This window comes from Mycobacterium sp. KBS0706, from assembly GCF_005938675.2.
Taxonomy (GTDB): Bacteria; Pseudomonadota; Alphaproteobacteria; order DSM-16000; family Inquilinaceae; genus Inquilinus.
The window spans coordinates 26,497-46,243 of sequence record NZ_VCCH02000065.1; the positions used below are offsets into that span (position 1 = coordinate 26,497).

Consider the following 19,747-nt stretch of genomic DNA (forward strand, 5'->3'; position numbering starts at 1 on the left):
CCCGAACCCGTGAGGGCCGGAGCGGCAGCGAAGGACCCGGACGGACCGGTTTTGTGGAGCGAAGCGGGCGCGAGGAGCCGCCGGAGGCGGCGGGGAGAAAACCGGTCCGGGAGGGTTTTGGGACGGCCGGCGCCGCCCGCAGGTCACACGCCCGAGCGCGGCGGACCAGGCCCCGGCACAGAGCCGGGAGGCACCATGCCGGGCGGGCAACGCCAGCCTTCGCGGCCGGCAGCAGGGCGCAGAAAAAGGCCGCTCCCGCGCTGGACGGGAGCGGCTCCGGGAAGGGCAGGGACGGCGATCCGTCCTGCCGCTGCGCCTCAGGCAAGGGCGCCGCGATCGGTGTAGGAGCGGGCCGAGAAGGCCATCCAGGCGGGCGTCCAGCCGTCGACCTTCTCCCGCCCGTTGGCACCCTCAAGGCAGTCGCGGACGATGCTCTTGCGGACCTTGAGCGTGGCCGAGAGGTTCGCATCCGCCACGGCCCGGCCGGCAACCTCGGCCAGCATCGCGTCCACCGCCTCGCGGTCGCGGACCAGATCGAAGAAGGCCTGGTCGGCCTGCCAGGCCTCGGCCATGCGGACGCCGAGCTTGGTGCCGGCGGCATCGACAGCGGTGCTGCCGGCCATCAGCGTGTCGCCCATGGCAATGGCGAGGAGGCGCATCACCTCCTCGTCGGAGAGCGCCATCAGCGCCTCGAACACAGCGGCGGTGGCGTCCTCCCCGGCATAGCGGCCGACCGTAAGGGCCTCGTCCTCGCTGCGGTCGAGCCGCTCCAGGACGGCATGGCGCTCGGTCGCGAATGTCGCCTCCGACGTGCTGCTGGCGAGGCTCGCGGCGACGGCCTCGTTCGGCGCCTGCTGGCCTTCGCGCTCCACCTGCCAATGGCCCGAAGGCGCGATGACATGCGCCAGCAGCAGCCGCAGCGCGATGCCCGGATGGCCGGGCAGCGCCGCCCGCACGGCAGCATGCCGGTGCAGATCGAGATAGCGCCGGAGCGCCCTGCTGACCTCCGGCCGCGCCGCCGGCTCCCGCTTCTCCGCGTCTGTCTTCGGCCGCAGGCGGCGGGCTTCCTTGCGGGTGAGCCAGCCCTCGTGCAGCTCGACCTCGCCCTGATGCGAGACGGTGACGAAGACCTTGCCGCCCTTCGCCTTCGGCACCCGCTCATGCTCCCATTCCGCGAAGTGGCGGCCCGTCTCCAGCACCTCGACGGCGGCCCAGCCCTGGCCGAGGAAGGCATCGCGGCGGGCGGCGATCGCCGCGTTCTGGAGCGGCCAGAAGACCTCAGGATCGGCGAAGTAGCGCTCCTCCCGGAACAGGTCGGAGACGATCCGGCCGGGATAGTCGTCGAGCGGGAACAGCGCCGCCGAGACCGGGATCGCCTGCCCGCCGAACAGCCAGCGCTTGGCCTGGAGCCCGGTCGGTGTCCACTGCTTCGGATCGTCGAACAGCGCCAGCCATTCGCGTTGCTTGCCCTTCGGCGCCATCGTCAGGTGACGGATGGTCTCCGCGTCGACCTCCTGCCGGCGGTAGAGGTCGCGGAGTCGGGGCAGCAGGTTGCCGAGGGCGAGGCGCTGCTTCACCATCGTCTCGGTGAGGCCGAAGGTGGCGGCGATCTGGGCGATGCTGCGGCCGGCCCGGATGAGCCGGGCGAAGGCCTCGTGCTGGGTCATCGTGCGCCAGGATGGTGGTGTGGGAGCCACCTGGCTGTTTGCATCCCTGCGGGGTGGAAGACCCCGAACCGAGTGCGCCGCAGTGCGCGAGGAGAAGCAGATGGGTGAGGTGAACCGGGTGCCTCCGGGGAGCCATACATCAGCAGAACCCGTCAAAGCCGGCCGCGGGAGGACTTCCGCCCTCCTGAGCGGGCCGGCCAGCGAGTCCGTCACGGCGAGGGCAACCGAACCGATGCTTGAAGCCCCGGAAGAGCACGAATGCCACCAACGCGGAAGTGGGTGGACCGGCCGCAAGGCCGGTGGAGAGCTGGGCCGCACTGATGACGTTGCGGTCCGGAGGCCGGCGCGTAGCGTCGGTCAGTCTCTGGTCCAGCCTGCGGTGACCAGAGATCGGATTCCACACGGGGTAAAGTCGGCGCCTACAGCGGACGAGGGGAAGCAAACGGAACCTGGGAACCCTGCCACCGTCTCCCCAGCCTCCGGGCGAGGGATGATCGAGGCGACCGGTGATCGCGGCGGCGGGGGGCGGAGTCCTCGTAGTAGTCAGAGGGCGGGAAAGCCGCTCACACGGCGAAGGGGGACAGTGGGGTCAGCTGGCCAGCAGGAGGAGGGCGCATGCCCGGCTCGGTGAATGCCGAGTTCATCCTCGACATGCAGCGCAAGCTGTACCGGTGGAGTCACGCGGACCCCGACAAGGGGTTTGCCGACTTGTTCAACGTGATCTGCGATCGTCGAACGCTCACCTTTGCCTGGAAGAAGCTGACTCGCAGCGCGGGCAGCAACACACCGGGAGTGGACGGGCTGACGCGACGCAAAGTCGAAGGGCGACCTGGCGGTGCCGAGGCGTACCTCGAGGGTATCCGAGAGGAACTCCGCACTGGAACCTACCGGCCCGAACCTGTCCGGCAGAGGCTGATCCCGAAGCCGGGCAAGCCGGGAAAGTTCCGACCGCTGGGCATTCCCACGCTCAAGGATCGTCTGGTGCAGATGGTCCTCATGCACGTCCTGGAGCCCATCTTCGAGGCGGACTTCTATCCGACCTCGTACGGGTTCCGACGCGGGCGGAGCACCCATGATGCGGTAGCCTCGATTCGAGGCCAACTCCAGCCGACGCGGGCGGGGCGCACACGCGTGCGCTACGTCATCGAAGGCGACATCAAGGGATGCTTCGATGCCATCGACCATCACCTGCTGATGGAGCGGATCCGACGAAGGATCGGGGACCGCAAGGTCCTGCGCCTGATCGGGGCGTTCCTGAAAGCCGGTGTCCTGGCCGAAGGCATGGTCCGGCACCCGGTGACGGGGACGCCGCAGGGAGGCGTGATCTCGCCCCTCCTGGCGAACGTCTACCTGACGGCGCTCGACGAGCGTTACCGGCGCTGGACGCCTGCTCCGCGTGACGATCCCGGACGGGCGGTCCGGCAGCGCAACCGAGACTGGAAGCGCGGCCAGCCGACCTTCTATCTGGTTCGATACGCGGACGACTTCGTGATCCTGGTCGCGGGGTCGCAGGACGATGCGGAGGCCGAACGGGAGCGGCTGGCGAGGTTCCTCGAGGAGGAGCTTCGCATGGAGCTCTCCCTGGAGAAGACCCTGGTCACGGCGGTCGAGGAAGGCTTCACCTTCCTCGGCTACCGAGTGGTTCTGGAGCGATCGGCGCTCGCTGACCGGCCGGTCGGAAAGGGCAAGATCCCTGTCGACAAGGCACAGGCGATCCGTCGACGCATCAAGGCCATGACCACGCGGGCGACGACCAGCCGGTCGCTGTCCGACCTTCTTCGGGAACTCAACCCGATCGTCACGGGATGGCGGACCTACTACCGCTATGCTGTTGGAGCCCGCGGCGAGTTCGCCAAACTCGACCACTGGCTCTGGCGGCGCCTCTTCATCTGGCTCAAGAAGAAGCACCCCAGAACATCGTCCCATGTGCTGCGGCGGCGGTTCCGCGGAACCGTCCCGGCCACGCGGGGACGTTGGGGTGATCAGGGAGTCTGGATGCGGAGGTTCCAAGACGGCGGGACAGCCCGCTACCCGTTGCGCGGCAGCAGGATCTCGAACGGCTGGAACATGGATCAGATCGGGTTCGCGCTCCGTGGCGCGGACGACTTCTGGCCATCGTTCAACACGTTGAGCACCGCCCTTGCGGGCACCGCGGCAATAGCCGCCCATGGAGAGCCGGATGCAGGGAAACTCGCACGTCCGGTTCGGCGAGGGGGATAGCGAGACCGATCGGCGCAAGCCGGCACGGCGCGTTATCCCTACTCGACTCGTCCATCGCTTAGGTCAGGTGGCAAGTGTCCTGCGTGGTGCTGTCCGGCGGATATCCGCCGCCTTTCCCGGCTCAGTCCCGCGTCGCTGTCTTCCGTGCGGTGGCGGTGATCGGCACTGCGCGGAGCGCGGCATCGCGTTCGGCGACGAGCCGGGCGTGCAGCCGTCGGTAGCGCTCCGCTTCGGCCTCGGCTGAGCGGGCGCGCTGCAACAGCAGCGCGTTCTCGCTGATCATGCGCCGTTCGTCCTGCTTCATCGTCTTGATCGTCGCGCGCAGCTCGTCGAGCTTGTCCTGCCAGCTGATCGGCGGTTTCGGAGCGACCGCCGCAGCCTGGAGCCTGTCGAGCATCTCGCGGTGGTTGGTGTAAATCGCGTTGCGACCGACGCCCGCCTCGCGCGCGAGGACGGCGACGGTGAGCCGGTAGCCATCTTGGTGCCGCGGATGGATCGGGCGTCCTTGGACGAGCCGATCGAGCGCGTCGCGCAACCGGGCGCGGCTTGCCTCGAGCCGCCTCTCATAGGGACTGATCCTGGTCGGCATGGCGGTCCTCCCTGCCGTGGTCGAGCTGCTCCAGGATGCGATCGCATTCGGCGATTCGCGCCACGGCCAGCGCGCGGCTGCCAGCGTCGAGCGCCGGCTGGTCGAGCAGCTTCAGATTGCGCGCACGCCGCACCTCCCAGACGGGTCGATGCCTGGCCGTAACCGCGAAGTTGGCGCAGGTCGAGCACGTGGTCTCGGTGCGCAGCGCCGGATTGGGGCCGGCCTCGCCGCCGAAGCAGGCGGAGGTCTCGGGACGATAGACGCAGTAGCCCCAGTCGCACACGCCGAGCCGGAGGTCGGTCTCTGCCATCAGGAAGTCGACATAGGCCTGGACGTCGCCGTCGCGCGTGCGACCGCGGAACCGCGAGCGCGCGGCGATCCTGCGCCCAGCCTTCCCGCCGAGCGCGGCGGCGGTCAGCATCTCTTCCAGCGCCGCGCGCGTCTCCTCCTGCGCATGGGCGTCGATCAACTCGTCGAGATGGAAGTCGGTGCCCACATAGCCGCGGTCGGTCATGGCCCGGGTCACGTGGCCGAGATGGAGCTGTAGGGCGTGGAGCCCGGTGCGGTCGCGCTTGCCGACGAAGCGCGCGAAGGTCTTGCGACCCTGATGGGTGTTGAGGTGCCAGGGCTCGCCCTCGTGCAGTGGCAGGCCGATGAACGGTGCGAACAGGTGGTTCAGCCGGCGGATGATCGTGTTGAGGATCGGCAGGTCAATCTCGACCGCTGGCCCTATGAGGCCCGTGCTCGACGTCACCAGCCACAGATCGCTGCGGCCCGATCGACGGCGCAATGGCTCGGAGAGCTGCTCCATCACCGTGATCGCGCGTACGACCGGTTCGGGCGCCACCCAGCGATGCGCATCGCCATGATGTCCGTGCGCGGTCTTATAGATCCGACCAGCAAGATAGGCGAACCGCTCGTCCCCGGCGGCGGAATCGTGACGCTCGACGCACCCAACCTGTAGCCCGAGGATCTCGGAGACCCGCGCGCCCACCAGATAGGCGATCACCACGAAGCAGGCGTCGTAGAGGCGGTCGACGAGCTGGCGCACCCGCTTGGTGCTGGTGACCGGCGCCGCCTGCCAGGGCACATCCTCGCCGGGCAGCGTGGCGAAGCGGAAGGCCGCGATCGCGTCGACCACCCTGAAGCCGGCCTTGGTCGGGCTGAGGCCCGAAGCGAGCGCCGCGTCATAGGCGTCCTGGGCCTGCCGGTGGAGCGCAATCACATCGTCGGCCGCCGGCCCGATCAGCCGCAGCGCCGACGAGACCAGCGGCACCGCGATCGCATCGGGCGTGTAGGGCAGCCATCCCCGCTCACGCTTCCGGAACATGCCGGTGACGCCTGGGAACGGATCGCCGATCGCCACGGCCGGATAACGCCCGCCCTGCAGGTAGAGGAGGACGAGCAGCCGGCGATAATGGTCGAGCGTCGACGGTGCGATCGGGTCGCCCTTGGGGTTGCGTCGATCGGCCATCGCGGCCAGGAACCGTTCGCCCGCACCGCGATCGAGGTCCGCGAACCGGCGGTAGCCCTGGTCGGCCATCCAGCGGATCAGGAGCCTCAACCCCTTGAACAGGCCGACGAGCGTGCCGTCGTGCAGATGCCTGCGCCCCGGCGGTGGGTCGACCTTCACGCTCCACAGGAAGGTCTTGGCCGCCTCACGCCAGCCCGAGAAGCCGGGATCGGTGAACCGCCCGACGGCGACCGTAAAGTCCCAGTCGAGCGAGAAGTCGCTGCGGTTGCCTCCGGGACGGAGGCCATCCAGGTGCCAGATGCCGTCGCCGAAGCGCGAGCGCGACGAGACGGCGACGTCAGGCGCGAACGCCGCATGAGGCGATGCGGCGATCATTCGAGCACCGGGAGCGCTGGCAGGGTCGCCAGGATCGACCGCGCGTCCTCGTGCAGATGGCCCGGGAAGTCGGGCAGGATGTCGTCGACCAGGATGCGATGGCTCGGGCTGTAGATCAGCGCCCAGCGCGCCGGTTCGAGCGTCAGCCGCGCCGCTTCCAGAACCTCGATCGCCTGCAGGATGCGCGCGAGATGATCGGCGTCGAGCGGGATCACCAGGCCAGGGCATCTGAGGCAGGCGCCGAGCCGCGAGCAGGGCCGGCCCGGCCTGTCGCCGGCCAGCGGGTTGAGGCAGTCGTGGCTGAACGGCACCGTCACGCGCATAGGCTCAGGCGCGGCGTCGGCCTGGTCGTTGGCTTCTCCCGTGATCCACCCGATCATCAGCGCCTGCGCCCGCGCAATGGTCTCAGTCTGCAGGCGCCGGGCTTCGGGGCCGCGCACATAGCGCTCCGTGGTGTCGATGCGGACATGGTTGAGCAGCGCCTGGGCCGCGATCAGGTCACCCTGGCTCGCCGTGTACACCTGGGTCGCTGCACTGCCGCGCAGGAACGCGGCGGCGAAGTCGGGCAGCGGCTCACGGCGCCGTTCGGGCGCGGCGCGGTTCCAGATCGCGATCCGGGCATTGGCGCGGACGATGAACCGCTTGATGCCGTTGCCCAATGTTCCCATCGGCACAAGGCCGACCCCATGTGTCTTCTCGCTCTTGGTCAGGAACAGCAACTCGCGGTCCTGCGGCCGCGCCTGGGCCGCCAGCGGGGCGGTCATCGCGAGCAGCCGATCGATCAGATTGGGGGCGGCATAGGGCCGTCGGCGATCGAACGAGCGTCGCTGCGCCCGCTTCACCTTCATGCCGGCGCGCGGCTTCCCCCAGTCGATCATCACCCGGTGCTCGTCGAGCGGGTGCGGGCTCTGGCAGTCGCGCCGCAGCCGACGTAGCGCGTCCGGATTCCCGGCGGTCTGGATCGCGACGGCGAGGAAGAACGCCGGCAGATGGTCGAGCGTCAGGTGCAGATAGCCCGCGAGCGCGCGCAGGCCACCCCGCCGGTTGAAGGTCGATCCTCCGATGCCCGTGTCTTTCGCCGCAGGCACGACGCCATTGCCGGCCTTCGCGATCGTCCGAACGAACCGCCAGAGCTCGGCGTCGGCGCCCTCCGCCGCGGCGCGCGTGGCGAGGATCCGGCGCCCGATCTCGAACCGTTCCCAGGCCTCGTCGATCTCTTCATAGGCCGCCTGCAGGATGCTCTTCAGCACCGGCTCGTCGAGCTTGCGACGCGGCTCGGGATTGCGCAGAGGATAGGGATTGTAGGGGAAGTCGATCCGGCTCGGCAGCCGCTCGGGCGCATGCCGCTTGGTCCAGTCAACGAGCTGCCGCAGCGCCGAGAGCAGATTGGCCCGGGCCGGCGCCGACCAGCCGCGGCCCTGCTGTCCGGGCTGCCGGTCGAGCCATGCCATGTAGCGCCCAACCATCGCCGAACTCAGGTCTGCCGCGCTCGCAATCTTGCCGTCCTCGTGCGCGAACGCTGCGAAGACCCTGAGCGCGCGCCAGCAGCCACGCTGCGTGTCGTGGCTGGAGCCGGCATGATGCCCCCTGAACGCCGCCCCGAGCAGCATCGTGACGTCAGCCGGCAGGCCGAGTTCGTCGAGCTCAAACCGCCTGGCGACGTCGCCCCAGGCATTGCGGAAGACGACGATGGAGATGTCCTCCGGCACGGCCAGCCGCCGATCGATCCGTGCGCGGCTAGCGGCCATCGCCGACCAGCGCGCCATAGAGATAATCGACGCTCTCCTCCAGCTCGGTGCTGTGCAGTTCCACGCAGCGCAGATAGATGGCGGTGCTGCTGATCGAGCTGTGGCCGAGCAGCGTCTGCACCACCTTCAACGGGTTGATGTCCGGGGTCGTGCGAGCCTGATGCTGGAGCCGCGCCAGCATCGTCATCGCGAAGGTGTGGCGCAGCCAGTGTCCCGTGCCGACCACGCCTGCAGCCGCGAACGCGGCGCTCATGGCGGCGGTGAAGCGGGCCCGGCTGACGGCCATACCGTGGTGGTTGAGGAACAGCGCCGAGGGCGGGCGGTACGCCCGATCGATGCGCCGCAACCTGCGGATCAAAGGCCCACGCACCTCATCGATGTAGCGATGCGTGGCGTCGAGCAGCCGGATCGGCGGATAGACGGTGCGTGGTCGATCGCCCTTGGTGATCGTCAGTCCGACCCCGACCAGCGGATGATCGTCGGCATCGAGATGGGCGGTCTCCGGGACTTGGTAGACGTCGAGCGCGCACAGCTCCTTCCGGCGCATGCCGGTCACCAGCGCCCAGCTCGCCATCAGGTCATAGGGCGGCGCGAGCACGGCGAAGAGGTGGCATAACTGATCCGCCCGCAAGGCGCGCGGCAGGCGCTCATGCTCGGAGACGGTCAGCACATTGGCGGCGACGACGCCAGGGCGAAGCTCGAGATGACCCAGCATGGACCGGCGGTGCCGACCGATCCGCACTTCGACGAAGTGGAACGGCAGGGCATCGATCCACCCGCGATCATGGGCCCAGCTGTAGAAGCGACAGACGGTGCGCACCCGGTCGTTGATGGTCGAGCGCGCATAGGGCCGCTTGGTGTGGGAGCTTGGGCGCGCCAGCATCCGGTTGCGCCAGGCCGCGATCTCCGGTTCGCCGACGTCCCACCACCCGACACCAGATTGTTCGAGGCTGTCGAACCAATCGTGGAGATGCTCGCCATAGGTCCGGATCGTCTCGGTGGCGTGCGACCGTCCCGGGACGGTCGCCAGCTCGAACAGGAAGGCGAAGGCAGGCTCGACAATCGCCAGCCCCTCGTCGACGATGATCGGAAGGCCGGCCGGGATCTCGCCATATCCCGGCAGGGCTCTCACGATGCGGGCCATCTGTCCTCCATGGCGCGCTCCCTGCGCGGTGATCCAGGGCAGACAGTCCCCTTGGCAGCACAGCCCCTCGGCCAAAGAGGACGGTTTCGCTCTCGTGACTTCGGGTGGAAACGGGCCTACGGGTTCCCCCCGCCCCGGACCCCACCCCCCGGGCTTGCCCAGGTGGGCAAACAGGCACCTCCCACGCGCGCCGCTCCGTCGCTCGTGGGGGCACTGCGCGTCGCGCGCGGGTCCCTCCTGTTCGCTACCTGGACAAGCCCAGTATGGCCGGCGTCAGGCACGAGCTTCACCACCGGCACGGGATCGTGCCTGGGGCCGGCCTTAAAGTTGGCGACCAGCCGCTCGCGCAGGGGATCGGGGATCAGGAGCATGGCGCCGCCTCCAGGATCAGGTCGGCGGCGCGGCTGGCGTGGCTGGCGGCGCGGAAGATGGCGCGCACGTCCTCGTGCAGAAGCGCGAGCCAGGCGCCGAGATAATCGGCGTGGCGGACGCTCGGGACGATGCCGAGCGAGGCGCAGACGAAGGCGCTGGCCATCTCGGCGACGAGTTCCTCGCGGCCATAGGCGACCGAGCCGTAGACGCCGGAGAAGTCGCGGTCGAGTCGCGAGGCATGGCCGGTCCAGTGGCCGAGCTCATGAAAGCAGGTGCGATACCAGTTGATCGGCACGAAGAAGGACGCGCGCGGCGGCACCTGCAAAAAGTCCTGGCTCGGCACGTAGAAGGCGCGGTCGCCGCCGATGCGGATATCGGCCCCGGTCGCCTCGATCAATGCATCGGCCTCGGGCACGATCGCATCGTCGGCGACCATCGGGACCGCGCCGCCAACCCGCTCGGGCAGGCCGTCGCACTGGGCGGCATTGAAGACGGTGAAGCGCTTGAGGAACGGCACGCCCGCGGGTTCGTCGTCCTCCCGGTCGGCGCGCTCGCGCTCGGCCCGGGGCACGAAGCGGTCGGCATAGACGACCGTCGTTCCACGCTCGCCCTTGCGGACATGGCCGCCCAAATCCAGCGCCTGCCGGAAGGTGAGCCAGTCCTGTGAGGGGAAGCCGCGGTCCACGGCGGCGTCCCACAGGATCAGGATGTTGATGCCGGAATAGCGCCGCCCCGAGACGGCGTTGCGGGGCAGGCCGAGCGGGCAGGGGCTGTTGCCCCAGGGCTGGACCCAGGGCACCCGGCCCTCTTCCAGTTGGCTCACGATACGGCCAGTGACGTCGGCGTAGAGGGACGGCCGGTCGGGTTCAGGGCGGCGATCGACAGCGGGCATGGGACCTCTCCCTTGGCTCTCCAACCCGCCCGGCCCCGGACAGCGGGGTGGGCGGCGAAGAGCGACCGGGAGGTCCGCCGGCAAGGGCCGGGCGCACCTGCCGGGGCCCCATCGCGCCTGCGCGATGGGGTGGCCATGGCCGGAACGAAGTGGAGGACCCGCAGCGAAGCGGAGGGTTGCGCCCGGCCCGGGCGGGCCTACAAGGGCGCGACGCCCACCCCGCGGCCGGGGAACGGTCAGCTCACGAACGACATCGACGCGGCGCCGACAGGCTCGCCCGAGGCATGGCGGAGGGGCTCGCGAAGGCGACGGACGGCCGCCGCTCGGGGGCGAAGATCCTTCGGAGACACGGCCTTCGCCGACAGCGGCCTGGCGATCGGTCTAGGGATCGATGTAGTTGGACAGTCCGCGTTCCACGACAGCCTGGACGACATGGGGAAAGGCATACGGACGAACCCGGTTCCCGCGCCTTTCCAGATCCTGGATCATCTTCCGGAGAGGCCGTCCGTAAGACCCCAGCATCGTGTTCAGCGATTGGGCCAGGGACTTGAGGCGGCTGTCGCCCGGCCGAGCCTCGATTTCCCTGATCACGCTCGACAGGGCCGCGCGGGGCTCGGTGGGCAGCCAGCAGACGAACAGGCGCGTTGCCTGGAACAGCTCCCGGTTGAGAGCAGTGCGCTGCGGCACCGGACCGTTTCGGGCGCCCCGATCTCCGGGGTCGCCTGGCGCCCTGCCGAGATCGTCGTCTGATGGGCCGTCCAGGAGGGGATTGAAGCAGGGCAGCGGGGCGGCCGGGATCGCGCCGAGGAAGCCTCTTGCCGCGGTTTTGCCCGCGTAGAAGATTTCAATGATCCTGGTCTCTCGATGCTGCGCCTCGAACATGTAGTACGAGGTTTCGACCGGTCGTCCTCCCGCACAGCTCCGCTTCGTCTCGCCGACCAGTGTCCGGAGGTGAAGCACCGGGGTGACGACGTACTCCCGGCAAATCCTGTCCTTGTTCGCTGGGCCGGTGCACGTCCCGATCGGCACGAGAGCCTCCGAAGGCGATGGGTCCGATGGGAAAGATTTCCACTGATCGCGTGCGAGTCAATCGGGGAGCGTCCGGTCCTCGGTGTAATCGCGCCGGAACGAGTGTTCTCGATCGGCGTTCGGTCCGACCACCAGCCAGCCGGTGCGGACCGATTCGGCCGCCCTTGGAGCCTGGACACGTGCGGTCCGCACATCGACTGCGAAGATTTTGATATTTTCTGCGGGAATTTTGTCGGGTATACCCGACTGACAGGTACCGGGTCGCAACCTCTTCTGCCCGCATGGAAAGCATGCGGCAGATCGTGGCCCGGAACCTCCGGCGCATTCGCGGGGAGAGGTCACTGACGCAGGAGGAGTTGGGGTTCCGGGCCGAGGTCAATCGCAGCTACATCAGCGACCTCGAGCGGGGGAAGTACAGCGCTTCGGTCGAGATGCTCGAAAAGCTGGCCCGCGCGCTGAATGTCGATCCCGCCGCCTTCCTGGAACCGCCGCAGAAGCGGGCCGGGAGCAGCTGAGGCCCGCCACGGGCCCCGCCCCCCGGACATGTGACGCGTTCCGCCCGCGCCGTTCCTTCGGAATCGCGAGGGCATGAGCCATGCCGCGAGGGCGGACAGAGAGAAAGCCGGATCCGGTCGACGTCGCCGTCGGCTGGAACATCCGCCAACGGCGGCAGCAGGCCGGCGTCAGCCTCGAGCGGGTCGCAGGCCGGCTTGAGCTATCGTTCCAGCAGCTCCAGAAATACGAGACCGGGGCGAGCCGGATCTCGGCCGCGATGCTGGTCCGGATCGCGCAGGTGCTGGAGGTGCCGGCCGCGCAACTGCTTGCCGGCGTCGCGGACGGCGCGAATGGCGGGATCTCTCCGGATGAAGTGGAAGAGCGCCAGGCAGCGCTCGCGCTCGCCCGCGATCTCCTGGCGATCCCCGATCCGACCGTGCGCCGCAGCCTGCAGTTGCACCTCCGGGCGCTCGCCCGCGCCGGACGGGAGACGCCGTCCGGAGCGTGAGCACCCGGCACCGGTCAGGCCCGCGGCGCGAAGGGGTTCGGGGTGTCGATGAAGCTGTCGCCCGGATGCTTGGCGATCCGCATCCGCAGAAGGCTCTTGACCCGCCATGGCTGGCCGAAGAGCGCGATCCGCTCTTCCTCCAGCGTCCCGGCGTCGAGCTCGCCCGCGAGGCCGGCGAGAACCTCCTCGATCGCGGCCGCGGCCCGACGCCAGCTCTCGCCCGGTGCCATCGCGCCGTGCCGGGAGAGCAGCGCGACCAGTTCGCGGACAAGGCTTTCGAGCACGGCGTGGGAGACCATCTCGCGGAGCGCGTCGCGACCGGCGACGACCATTTCCCGGGTCGCCTCCGGCATCGGGTCGGACGGATCGATCGTGTCCGCCAGCACCCGCGCCCCGAAGTCCCGGGCGACGATGCGGGCGATGCGATGGCGCTCGTCGACGATGACGAGCGTGTTCTGCTGATGGGCCTCGAGCGCGATGCCGTGGAGAAGCGAGAGGCGGAGGAAGGCGCCGAGGGCGATGCGGCAATAGCCGCCGAAGAACGTGGCGATGCCTCGTCCGGCGGCTGTGGCGAGCTCGAGGAACAGCGGCTGCCCGGTGACGGGCGACGGCACGAAGAGCGCCGCGGCCGGGATCGCAGTCTCGCCCGGCTGGAGGATCTCCGCCACGGACTGGCGGAGCAGGGCGGAGAGCATGCCCGGGCGCTCATCCCCGGGACCGGCAGGACGCATGTGAAGACCGAGCGGCTCGCCCAGGATCGCAAGGTTCCTGGCGAGGCGTCCGTCCCGCTCCAGGAGGGCCGCGAGCCGCCGGGTCATCCAGGGGCCGGCCGCGACGACGCCGGGTCCGAGCTCGCGCCTTGAGCTCGTCACCTGGATCGAGAGCGGGAGCTTGAGGTAGGGGGCGGAGGCGGGTTCGAGGGGCGCGAGGGTGCGCACGGACAGCATCGCCAGGCACCCGGTCTCGACCCCCTCCGGCGTCAGGATGTCGCCGCGGGCGATCTCCTCGGCGAAGTGCCGAGGCACGATCGCCTGCCATTGCCAGGGATGGACGGGAAGCGGGAGATAGGCCTCCGGATCGGTACCGGACGCCGCGACGGCCGAGCGCCAGCGGTCGATCGCGGCCGGAAAGTGCCGGGCGAGGAAGGCTTGCGCATCGAGGCCGGGCGAGATGGTCTCCACCGCGAGCCTGTCCCGGCGCACGGCGAGCCAGGGAACCCTGACAGGCCGTGCGAACTCGGGCGCGTAGCGCCGGCTGTCCTCCGCGGTGAAGCCGATCCGCGTCTTGGCGCAAGGGTGATGCGGATGGCCGACGGCGCCCCATTGCTCGATGAAGGATGTCCGCTCGGCCGCAGGGAGCGAGCAGCGGACCCAGTCGAGGAGGGTCGGGCAGCCGTGGTCCCGGGCGGCCGCGGCGATGGCGTGGTCGCGTGCCGATCGCGCCTGGATCGACAGCGTCTCGTTCCGGAGGCTGTCCTCGATCTCGTCCCGCAACTGGCGCCACCGGCCATCCGGATGCAGCGACCGCAGAAACGAGATGAGGTCGAAGGGATCCTCGATCGGCCGGGGATCCGACCCGTGGGTGCACAGGATGAGGCCGTCGACCTCGGCATGGCGCCAGCCGACAAAGGGCGGGCGGCACCGGAGCCGGAGCGTCCCGGCCGCGGTGTCGACCGATATCCGGACTCCCCCTCGGGGGCTCTCCGTGGCGGGACGCTTGCCGCCGAGGAGGCCCTCCGCCAGCGCGCATCTCAGGAGGCGCTCCAACGTCCGCCGCCGCGCCAGGACGGCCGCCTCCTCGATCGAGATCGGGCGGAAGGCGGTCATCGACGCCCCCGCCCGGGGCCGGCCCTGCTTGCGGAGAGGGGGCGGCGGAGGAAGGCTTCGACGCGGCGGCCGAGGTCGGTCGGCAGCGGGACAGCGGCGCGGCGGATCGCCCGGAGGTCCTCGATGTCCTTCGGCCGTCCGGAGGACTGCGCGGTCCCGAGCTTCTCGGCGACCGCGTCCTCGACCGGGACGGCATAGCCGAAGTCGGGATGCCGGCGCGGCCGCGCCCGGTCCGGATGCGCGATGACGACCCAGTTGAGGACGACGGAGCCGGTGTCGTGCCGGAACCGCGCCCAGCGCTCGGTCTCCTGCCAGGCGCTGCCGTCGATCGCGAAGCCATGCTCCAGCAGCACCGAGAGATCCATCCGGATCGCCGCCCGGGCGGCCCTAGCGTCGGGATGATGGATGTCGAGGTCGCCCGGATGCCGCGCGAGATAGGGGTGGAGGACGGTGCTGCCGGCGATCCAGCTGCGCGGGGAGCGGCGGCCTCTGAGGAGAGCCAGTGCGAGGCTCTGTGGCGGGGCGAGGCTCATGCCGCGCGCCCCTTCGCGGCCGCGAGCTCCGTCGCGAGCCTCCGTCGCCAGGCCCCTGCCGCGTGGAGCCCGGCCCGAAGGATGAGCGCATCCCAGGGCGCGACGGGGCGGCGGGTGATGAAGTCGTCCAGCGGGCCGGTGTTTCCCTCGAGATAGGCCTCGACCAGCCCGGCCGCGGCCGGCGTGGCGGCTGCGAGCCGGCCGAGCGCGCGAACCGAGCGCCGCGCGGTCTCGACGGCGTCGCCCGAGCGTGGCAGGACGAGGAGGCGATGCAGGTCGACGCCGCACTCCGGTGCGAGGAGGCGCACCAGCGTCGGGAGGGCGGAATGACGTGTCCAGCCCCAGGGACGCCGGAGAGCGGCGCGGCCGGGAAGGCGTCCCGCCGGCAAGGGAGCGAGGATCCGTCCCTCGCGCACCATCGCCTCCTCGTTGTCGCTGACATGGATCAGGTTCGCGACGGGGTTGTCGCACCAGAACCGGCCACGGATGGTGTCGGGGGCGCTCTCGGCCGGCTGGGTCCAGCCCTTCGCCCGCTGCAGCCGGGTCAGCGCCTGGTCGCCCGCCCACCAGGTGATCCGCACGGGGGCGCCGGCATAGAGCGCCTCGACCAGCGGCCAATGCGCGCCCGCGGTGCCGCCCGAGACGGCATAGAAGGCCCGGATCGAGGCCGCGTCATGCACCCGGACCACCGCGGCCTGCAGCGCGAGCCCTGTGTGTTCGGCGATGTGGCGGTCGAGCATGCGGCAGAGGCCGGAGGCCAGCGCGTCCGGCGCCTGGACGCAAAGCGCGAGCCAGGGTCGGCCGGGAGCGAGGGCATCGGTCCCGGTCATGACGCCGCCTGCCGCGCTGGCCGGATCAGGGTGCCGCGGCACGGCCGCCGCTCGATCCAGTCGACGACCCGCTCGGGGTGGCGCCCGTTGAGGACGGCGGACTCGATCCCCTTTGCTGCGATGAAGGCGGCGGCGCAGGCGTCGACCGAGGTGTGGCCCATGGCGGCAAGGTCGTCGGCGGCGATCTCGGGCAGGAGATGCTCGGACTCGCCGACGCGGCCTGCGGCATAGACGCCGTCGACATCGGTCAGGACGGCGTAGCGCCCGGCCCCGAGGAGCCAGGCCACCCAGGCGCCGATGGCGTCGGAGGTCACATCCCAGCTGGGCTCGACCGGTTCGGCCGCGAAGATCAGCCGGGAGGGGAGGAGGATCGGAAGGCTCCCTTCGGCGAGCGCGGCGAGGCACTGGCCGACCGTGGCGCAGGCCGCCGTGCCGCTGGCGATCCCGGGATCGGCGAGGATGAGCCCGGTCTGGTCCTGCGCGAGCGCGCAGGCGCGGTGGGCGGTCTCGGAGGCGAGCGGCCGTTCCCGGTCGATCGCCTCGATCGCCTTGTCCGGCCGACCGCCGCCGGGGACGACCAGGATCCTGTGGCCCGCGCCGACGAGGGCGACGAGCGCACCGACCAGCCGGGAGGCTTCGGCCAAGTCGCGGGTCAGGCTGCCGCCGATCTTGACGACGCAGCCGAGGTCGGCCTGGACGAAGCCTGGGGGAGAGCGCCGCATGTCAGCCGTGCCCCGTCGATGCCGTGCCTGTGCCTTCCGCGGCCATCCGGATCTCCGGTGCGAGCTCGGGCAGGGCCGTCCAGACCTTCTCGAAGGCGGCGACATAGGCGCGCATGACATCGGCTCCGTTCGGCGGCGCGATCTCGACGATGTCGAACAGGCCGGCGAGCAGCTTCTCGGTGTTGGGAAGCGGCGGCCGCTCGGCCTGTTCGGGCCAGAAGGGGAGATAGGCCCAGGCCGGCCGGCGCAGCCAGATCCAGACAGGGACCCCTTCCTGCACCAGGAGGTCGACGATGAAGTCGCGGGTGGCCGCGACGGCCGGCAGCCCGAGCTCGCCGGCCTCGAGCAGGAGCGCGAAGTTCAGGAAGGAGTTCCGGGCTTCGGTGAAGCGGTGAAGGAGGCGCAGGCCCGGAAGGCCGGAGAGGCCGATGCGCAGGATGGCGGCATTCTCGGCCCGGGCCGCGAGCTGCTCGTCGAGGCTCGGCACGCGGCTCAGGGCGATGGCCGCGGACAGCACGTTCGGGCGGTAGTTGAGGCCGTAGCTCATCGGAGCGAAGACCCGCCCGCCGTCCCTGGCCGAGCTCGAGAGCGACACCCGGTCGACATGCTCGATCAGCCCGGGCTCGGTGGCGCAGAGAAAGCCGAGCTCGCCGGCGCCGAGATGCTTGGCGCCGTTGCCGGAGAGGGTGAAGGCATCGCTGACGAGCCGGCCGGCGCCCGGCTCCGGCCTGAGCGCCCCGATCGCCTGGGCGCAGTCGTCGACGATTGCGATGTCGAGCGTGCGTGCCGTCTGCCGGAGGCGCGGGACGTCGGAGACGTTGCCGAAGAGATGCGAGAGGAGGAGGACGCCGACCTCGGGCGAGAGCCTGGCGAGCGCGTCGTTCTCGTCGATGCAGGCGTCCTCGAGCGAGACGTCGGCGAAGACGGGCTCCAGCCCCGCGAAGTGGATGGGCCCGAGGGCGCCCGGCCAGTTGAGGGCCGGCGTGAGGATCTTCGGCCCGCGCTCCCGGAGATGGTCGAGCGCGATGTGGATCGCGGCGGTGCCCGAGCCGACCGCACGCACCCGGAGGCCATCGCTCCACTGCGCCAGCGCGTCCTCAAGCCGCGAGACGATCGGATGGTTGACGCGGTGGTAGCGTCCGCTGCGGGCGGCCTCGATCAGGGCCGAGACATGGTCGAGCGACGGAGCCGGCCAGCGGGCAAGCCGCCGCTGGTCGAGGACGGGGCGGCCGCCATAGGCGGCGAGCGCCGCCTTGGGGCTCGGGATGCGGGGCTTCGTTGCGCGCAGCGCAGCATGCCTGGTCACGGTGAGACCTCCCTGCCGGTGCCGCTATATTGGCGGCCGAGCGTCGGTATTGGAGTGGAGGTCTCAACTGTTCCCGGATGTCATAGAAGAGTCAAAAAGCTTCTCCGAATGTATTTGACGATGCATTCCAGAAAGTATTGCATTCGACTTTGTGGATTGCCGATTTTTATTCCGGCCCTGCCGCCTCCCGGTCGAGGAGCACGGTGGCGTCCGGATGGAGCCGGAGCGCCGAGGCGGGGCAGGCGGGAGAGACAGGGCCGAAGCACAAGGCTTCGGCGGCGGGCCGCTTCGCAGCACCGGTCGCGAGCAGCAGGAGGCGCCGGGCCTCGAGGATCGTGCCCACCCCCATGGTGATGCCGGTCCGCGGCGGCTGCATCCCCGCCGGCAGGGCGCTCCGGCCGTCCTCGCGGGTCGATCGCGCCAGGCGCACGACCCGTGTGCGGGAGACGAAGGGCGACCCCGGCTCGTTGAAGGCGATGTGCCCGTTCCGGCCGAGCCCGAGGAGCTGCAGGTCGATGCCTCCGGCAGCGCGGATCCGGGCCTCATGGCGCCGCGCCTCCTCGGCCGGATCGATGCTGATGCCGTCCGGCACATGGAGCCGCTCGGACGGGATCCCGAGCGGGACCGTGACATGCCGCTCGAGATAGCTGCGGAAGGCGGCCGGATGGCCGGGAGCGAGCCCGACATATTCGTCGAGCCCGAAGAGCTCGACCCCGCCGAACGCCGCCCCCTCGGCCGCGGCCCGGGCCAGCCGGGCATAGACCGGCTCCATGGTGCGGCCGGTGGCGACGCCGAGGACGAGGCCGGGGCGGGCGGCGACCGCCGCGAGGATCTCGGCGGCCGCGGCGGCTGCGACCGCCTCGCGGTCGGGAAGGATCCGGATCTTCATGGTCTTCGGTTCCGGGAACGATGCCGTCGAGGGATGCATGCCGTCACCGGGCGGCCGGGCCCCAGGGCCCGTAGAGCGCCTCGATCTCGCAGCGGAGGCGCTGGACGAAGTCAGGCCCGATCTCGACGTCGTGGGCGATCGAGTGCCAGAGCCCAGCGTCCCGGACGAAGCGGCGGAGCCCGGAGAGCGCGCGGGCGACGTCATCCCAGGTGACGCCCATGGCCTCGGGCCGGATGTCGAGGCCGACATGATGGAAGGCGCGGAGCATCTCGTCGGCCCGGCTCTCGTGCAGGAGGGATCCGATCGCGATCCCGAGGCAGACGGGCGGGCCGTGGATGAACTTGCGGCCTGTGCCGAATTCGAGCGCGTAGAAGAAGAAGTGATCGATCCCCTCGATCGGCCGCGGATTCCAGCCGTTCGTGTGATAGCTCGTCCCGCGGGCGAGCCCCTCGACCAGGACCTGGATGCCGGTGTCGGTGAGGTCGCGGATGTCGTCGAGATGGGTGAGGACGCGGTCGACCGCGGCTTCGGCGTCCGCGGCGAGTCCTGGGTCGAACGGCCATTTCGGCTCGCCGCGGCCGCGGCTTGCGGCGTATTTCCAGTCGAGGACGCCGGTGTGGGCGCACAGGATGTCGCCGATGCCGGAGAGGTTCAGCGCCCGCGGGGCGGCGCGGATCACGTCGAGGTCGATATAGACCGCCTCGGGCACGGCCCAACCGACATAGCGGACGACGCCGCCGGAGCGCACGCCGGCGCGGTGGCCCCAGGCGGCGTTCATGCTGAGCGCGGTCTGGACCTGGAAGAGCGGGCGCCGCCGCCGCCACGCGAAGTATTTGGCTGCGTCGATCGCCATGCCGCCGCCGAGCCCGACCACGGCGGCAAAGTCCGGCAGGATGCTGAGGTCCCGGAGCAGTTCCTCCTCGTCGACCGAGCGCACGAAATACGGCTCGCACTCGGCACCGTCGAAGGCTTCGACGAAGAGCGGCCACAGATCCTCCATGGTGACGACGAGGAAAGGGCGGTGGACGAAGTTCTTCAGCTCGCCGACGAGGTTGCGGCCGAGGATGGTCTGGAAGCCGTGGGCTTGGGGCATGGTGGTCTCCGAGGAAGGCGTGAATCCGGCCGGTC

The 19,747-nt window shown here is 70.2% G+C and carries 17 protein-coding genes; 3 read left to right on the forward strand and 14 right to left on the reverse strand.

The window, feature by feature from the left end; genetic code table 11:
• Positions 1–317: 317 nt before the first annotated feature.
• A complete protein-coding gene (locus FFK22_RS28475) occupies positions 318–1,667 on the reverse strand; it encodes a chromosome partitioning protein ParB (protein WP_138889778.1) in 1,350 nt (449 codons plus the stop codon).
• A 615-nt stretch (positions 1,668–2,282) separates the two neighbouring features.
• On the opposite strand from FFK22_RS28475, the gene ltrA reads away from it, so the two are divergent.
• Positions 2,283–3,887 (forward strand): group II intron reverse transcriptase/maturase, encoded by a 1,605-nt coding sequence (ltrA, locus tag FFK22_RS28480; RefSeq protein WP_138889779.1) that lies wholly within the window; start codon positions 2,283–2,285, stop codon positions 3,885–3,887.
• 121 nt (positions 3,888–4,008) lie between these two features.
• On the opposite strand, the gene FFK22_RS28485 is transcribed toward ltrA, so the two are convergent.
• From FFK22_RS28485 to FFK22_RS28510, 6 genes are all read right to left on the reverse strand, one after another.
• Entirely contained in the window at positions 4,009–4,476 is a 468-nt protein-coding gene (locus FFK22_RS28485) for a hypothetical protein (RefSeq protein WP_138889780.1), read from the reverse strand.
• Entirely contained in the window at positions 4,451–6,325 is a 1,875-nt protein-coding gene (locus tag FFK22_RS28490) for an integrase (protein WP_138889781.1), read from the reverse strand. Before FFK22_RS28490 ends, FFK22_RS28485 begins: the two co-directional genes overlap by 26 nt.
• Positions 6,322–8,091 carry a hypothetical protein gene (locus tag FFK22_RS28495; protein WP_221938931.1) on the reverse strand — a complete coding sequence of 590 codons (1,770 nt, stop codon included), beginning with the start codon at positions 8,089–8,091 and terminating at the stop codon, positions 6,322–6,324. The genes FFK22_RS28490 and FFK22_RS28495 overlap by 4 nt, the downstream gene beginning before the upstream one ends.
• Positions 8,063–9,292, reverse strand: coding sequence for a tyrosine-type recombinase/integrase (locus FFK22_RS28500; RefSeq protein ID WP_221938932.1), 1,230 nt, complete (start codon positions 9,290–9,292; stop codon positions 8,063–8,065). Before FFK22_RS28500 ends, FFK22_RS28495 begins: the two co-directional genes overlap by 29 nt.
• A 286-nt stretch (positions 9,293–9,578) precedes the next feature.
• The gene (locus FFK22_RS28505; RefSeq protein ID WP_138889782.1) at positions 9,579–10,481 is read right to left on the reverse strand and encodes an ArdC family protein; all 903 of its coding nucleotides are present in this window, start codon (positions 10,479–10,481) and stop codon (positions 9,579–9,581) included.
• Between the two features lie 381 nt (positions 10,482–10,862).
• Positions 10,863–11,510, reverse strand: a complete 648-nt coding sequence (locus FFK22_RS28510; protein WP_138889783.1) for a hypothetical protein — start codon at positions 11,508–11,510, stop codon at positions 10,863–10,865.
• A gap of 290 nt (positions 11,511–11,800) precedes the next feature.
• Between FFK22_RS28510 and FFK22_RS28515 the strand changes: the two genes are divergently transcribed.
• Together FFK22_RS28515 and FFK22_RS28520 are read left to right on the forward strand one after the other, a co-directional pair.
• Positions 11,801–12,025 (forward strand): helix-turn-helix domain-containing protein, encoded by a 225-nt coding sequence (locus tag FFK22_RS28515; RefSeq protein ID WP_221938933.1) that lies wholly within the window; start codon positions 11,801–11,803, stop codon positions 12,023–12,025.
• Positions 12,026–12,105: 80 nt separating this feature from the next.
• A complete protein-coding gene (locus FFK22_RS28520) occupies positions 12,106–12,513 on the forward strand; it encodes a helix-turn-helix domain-containing protein (protein ID WP_138889785.1) in 408 nt (135 codons plus the stop codon).
• A 14-nt stretch (positions 12,514–12,527) separates the two neighbouring features.
• Here FFK22_RS28520 and FFK22_RS28525 read toward each other — a convergent pair whose 3' ends face one another.
• The 7 genes from FFK22_RS28525 to FFK22_RS28555 form a co-directional block, all read right to left on the reverse strand.
• The gene (locus tag FFK22_RS28525; protein WP_138889786.1) at positions 12,528–14,339 is read right to left on the reverse strand and encodes an IucA/IucC family siderophore biosynthesis protein; all 1,812 of its coding nucleotides are present in this window, start codon (positions 14,337–14,339) and stop codon (positions 12,528–12,530) included.
• Complete coding sequence (locus FFK22_RS28530) at positions 14,336–14,872, reverse strand: hypothetical protein (protein ID WP_138889787.1); 537 nt, start codon at positions 14,870–14,872, stop codon at positions 14,336–14,338. The genes FFK22_RS28525 and FFK22_RS28530 overlap by 4 nt, the downstream gene beginning before the upstream one ends.
• Complete coding sequence (locus FFK22_RS28535) at positions 14,869–15,702, reverse strand: nucleoside-diphosphate kinase (RefSeq protein WP_138889788.1); 834 nt, start codon at positions 15,700–15,702, stop codon at positions 14,869–14,871. Before FFK22_RS28535 ends, FFK22_RS28530 begins: the two co-directional genes overlap by 4 nt.
• Complete coding sequence (locus tag FFK22_RS28540; protein ID WP_138889789.1) at positions 15,699–16,424, reverse strand: aspartate kinase; 726 nt, start codon at positions 16,422–16,424, stop codon at positions 15,699–15,701. Before FFK22_RS28540 ends, FFK22_RS28535 begins: the two co-directional genes overlap by 4 nt.
• Before the next feature lies 1 nt (position 16,425).
• Complete coding sequence (locus tag FFK22_RS28545) at positions 16,426–17,730, reverse strand: DegT/DnrJ/EryC1/StrS family aminotransferase (protein WP_138889790.1); 1,305 nt, start codon at positions 17,728–17,730, stop codon at positions 16,426–16,428.
• A 166-nt stretch (positions 17,731–17,896) separates the two neighbouring features.
• Positions 17,897–18,619 carry a glucosamine-6-phosphate deaminase gene (locus FFK22_RS28550; RefSeq protein WP_138889791.1) on the reverse strand — a complete coding sequence of 241 codons (723 nt, stop codon included), beginning with the start codon at positions 18,617–18,619 and terminating at the stop codon, positions 17,897–17,899.
• 43 nt (positions 18,620–18,662) lie between these two features.
• Positions 18,663–19,712 (reverse strand): iron-containing alcohol dehydrogenase, encoded by a 1,050-nt coding sequence (locus tag FFK22_RS28555; protein WP_138889792.1) that lies wholly within the window; start codon positions 19,710–19,712, stop codon positions 18,663–18,665.
• Positions 19,713–19,747 lie beyond the last annotated feature (35 nt).

What these genes read in the sequence shown, in the direction of transcription:
- FFK22_RS28485 (WP_138889780.1), bottom strand. Translation starts at nt 4,476, where the DNA reads ATGCCGACCAGGATCAGTCCCTATGAGAGGCGGCTCGAGGCAAGCCGC.
- FFK22_RS28535 (WP_138889788.1), bottom strand. Translation starts at nt 15,702, where the DNA reads ATGACCGGGACCGATGCCCTCGCTCCCGGCCGACCCTGGCTCGCGCTT.
- FFK22_RS28520 (WP_138889785.1), top strand. Translation starts at nt 12,106, where the DNA reads ATGCCGCGAGGGCGGACAGAGAGAAAGCCGGATCCGGTCGACGTCGCC.
- FFK22_RS28515 (WP_221938933.1), top strand. Translation starts at nt 11,801, where the DNA reads ATGCGGCAGATCGTGGCCCGGAACCTCCGGCGCATTCGCGGGGAGAGG.
- FFK22_RS28505 (WP_138889782.1), bottom strand. Translation starts at nt 10,481, where the DNA reads ATGCCCGCTGTCGATCGCCGCCCTGAACCCGACCGGCCGTCCCTCTAC.
- ltrA (WP_138889779.1), top strand. Translation starts at nt 2,283, where the DNA reads ATGCCCGGCTCGGTGAATGCCGAGTTCATCCTCGACATGCAGCGCAAG.
- FFK22_RS28555 (WP_138889792.1), bottom strand. Translation starts at nt 19,712, where the DNA reads ATGCCCCAAGCCCACGGCTTCCAGACCATCCTCGGCCGCAACCTCGTC.
- FFK22_RS28490 (WP_138889781.1), bottom strand. Translation starts at nt 6,325, where the DNA reads ATGATCGCCGCATCGCCTCATGCGGCGTTCGCGCCTGACGTCGCCGTC.
- FFK22_RS28530 (WP_138889787.1), bottom strand. Translation starts at nt 14,872, where the DNA reads ATGAGCCTCGCCCCGCCACAGAGCCTCGCACTGGCTCTCCTCAGAGGC.
- FFK22_RS28525 (WP_138889786.1), bottom strand. Translation starts at nt 14,339, where the DNA reads ATGACCGCCTTCCGCCCGATCTCGATCGAGGAGGCGGCCGTCCTGGCG.
- FFK22_RS28475 (WP_138889778.1), bottom strand. Translation starts at nt 1,667, where the DNA reads ATGACCCAGCACGAGGCCTTCGCCCGGCTCATCCGGGCCGGCCGCAGC.
- FFK22_RS28495 (WP_221938931.1), bottom strand. Translation starts at nt 8,091, where the DNA reads ATGGCGCGCTGGTCGGCGATGGCCGCTAGCCGCGCACGGATCGATCGG.
- FFK22_RS28540 (WP_138889789.1), bottom strand. Translation starts at nt 16,424, where the DNA reads ATGCGGCGCTCTCCCCCAGGCTTCGTCCAGGCCGACCTCGGCTGCGTC.
- FFK22_RS28550 (WP_138889791.1), bottom strand. Translation starts at nt 18,619, where the DNA reads ATGAAGATCCGGATCCTTCCCGACCGCGAGGCGGTCGCAGCCGCCGCG.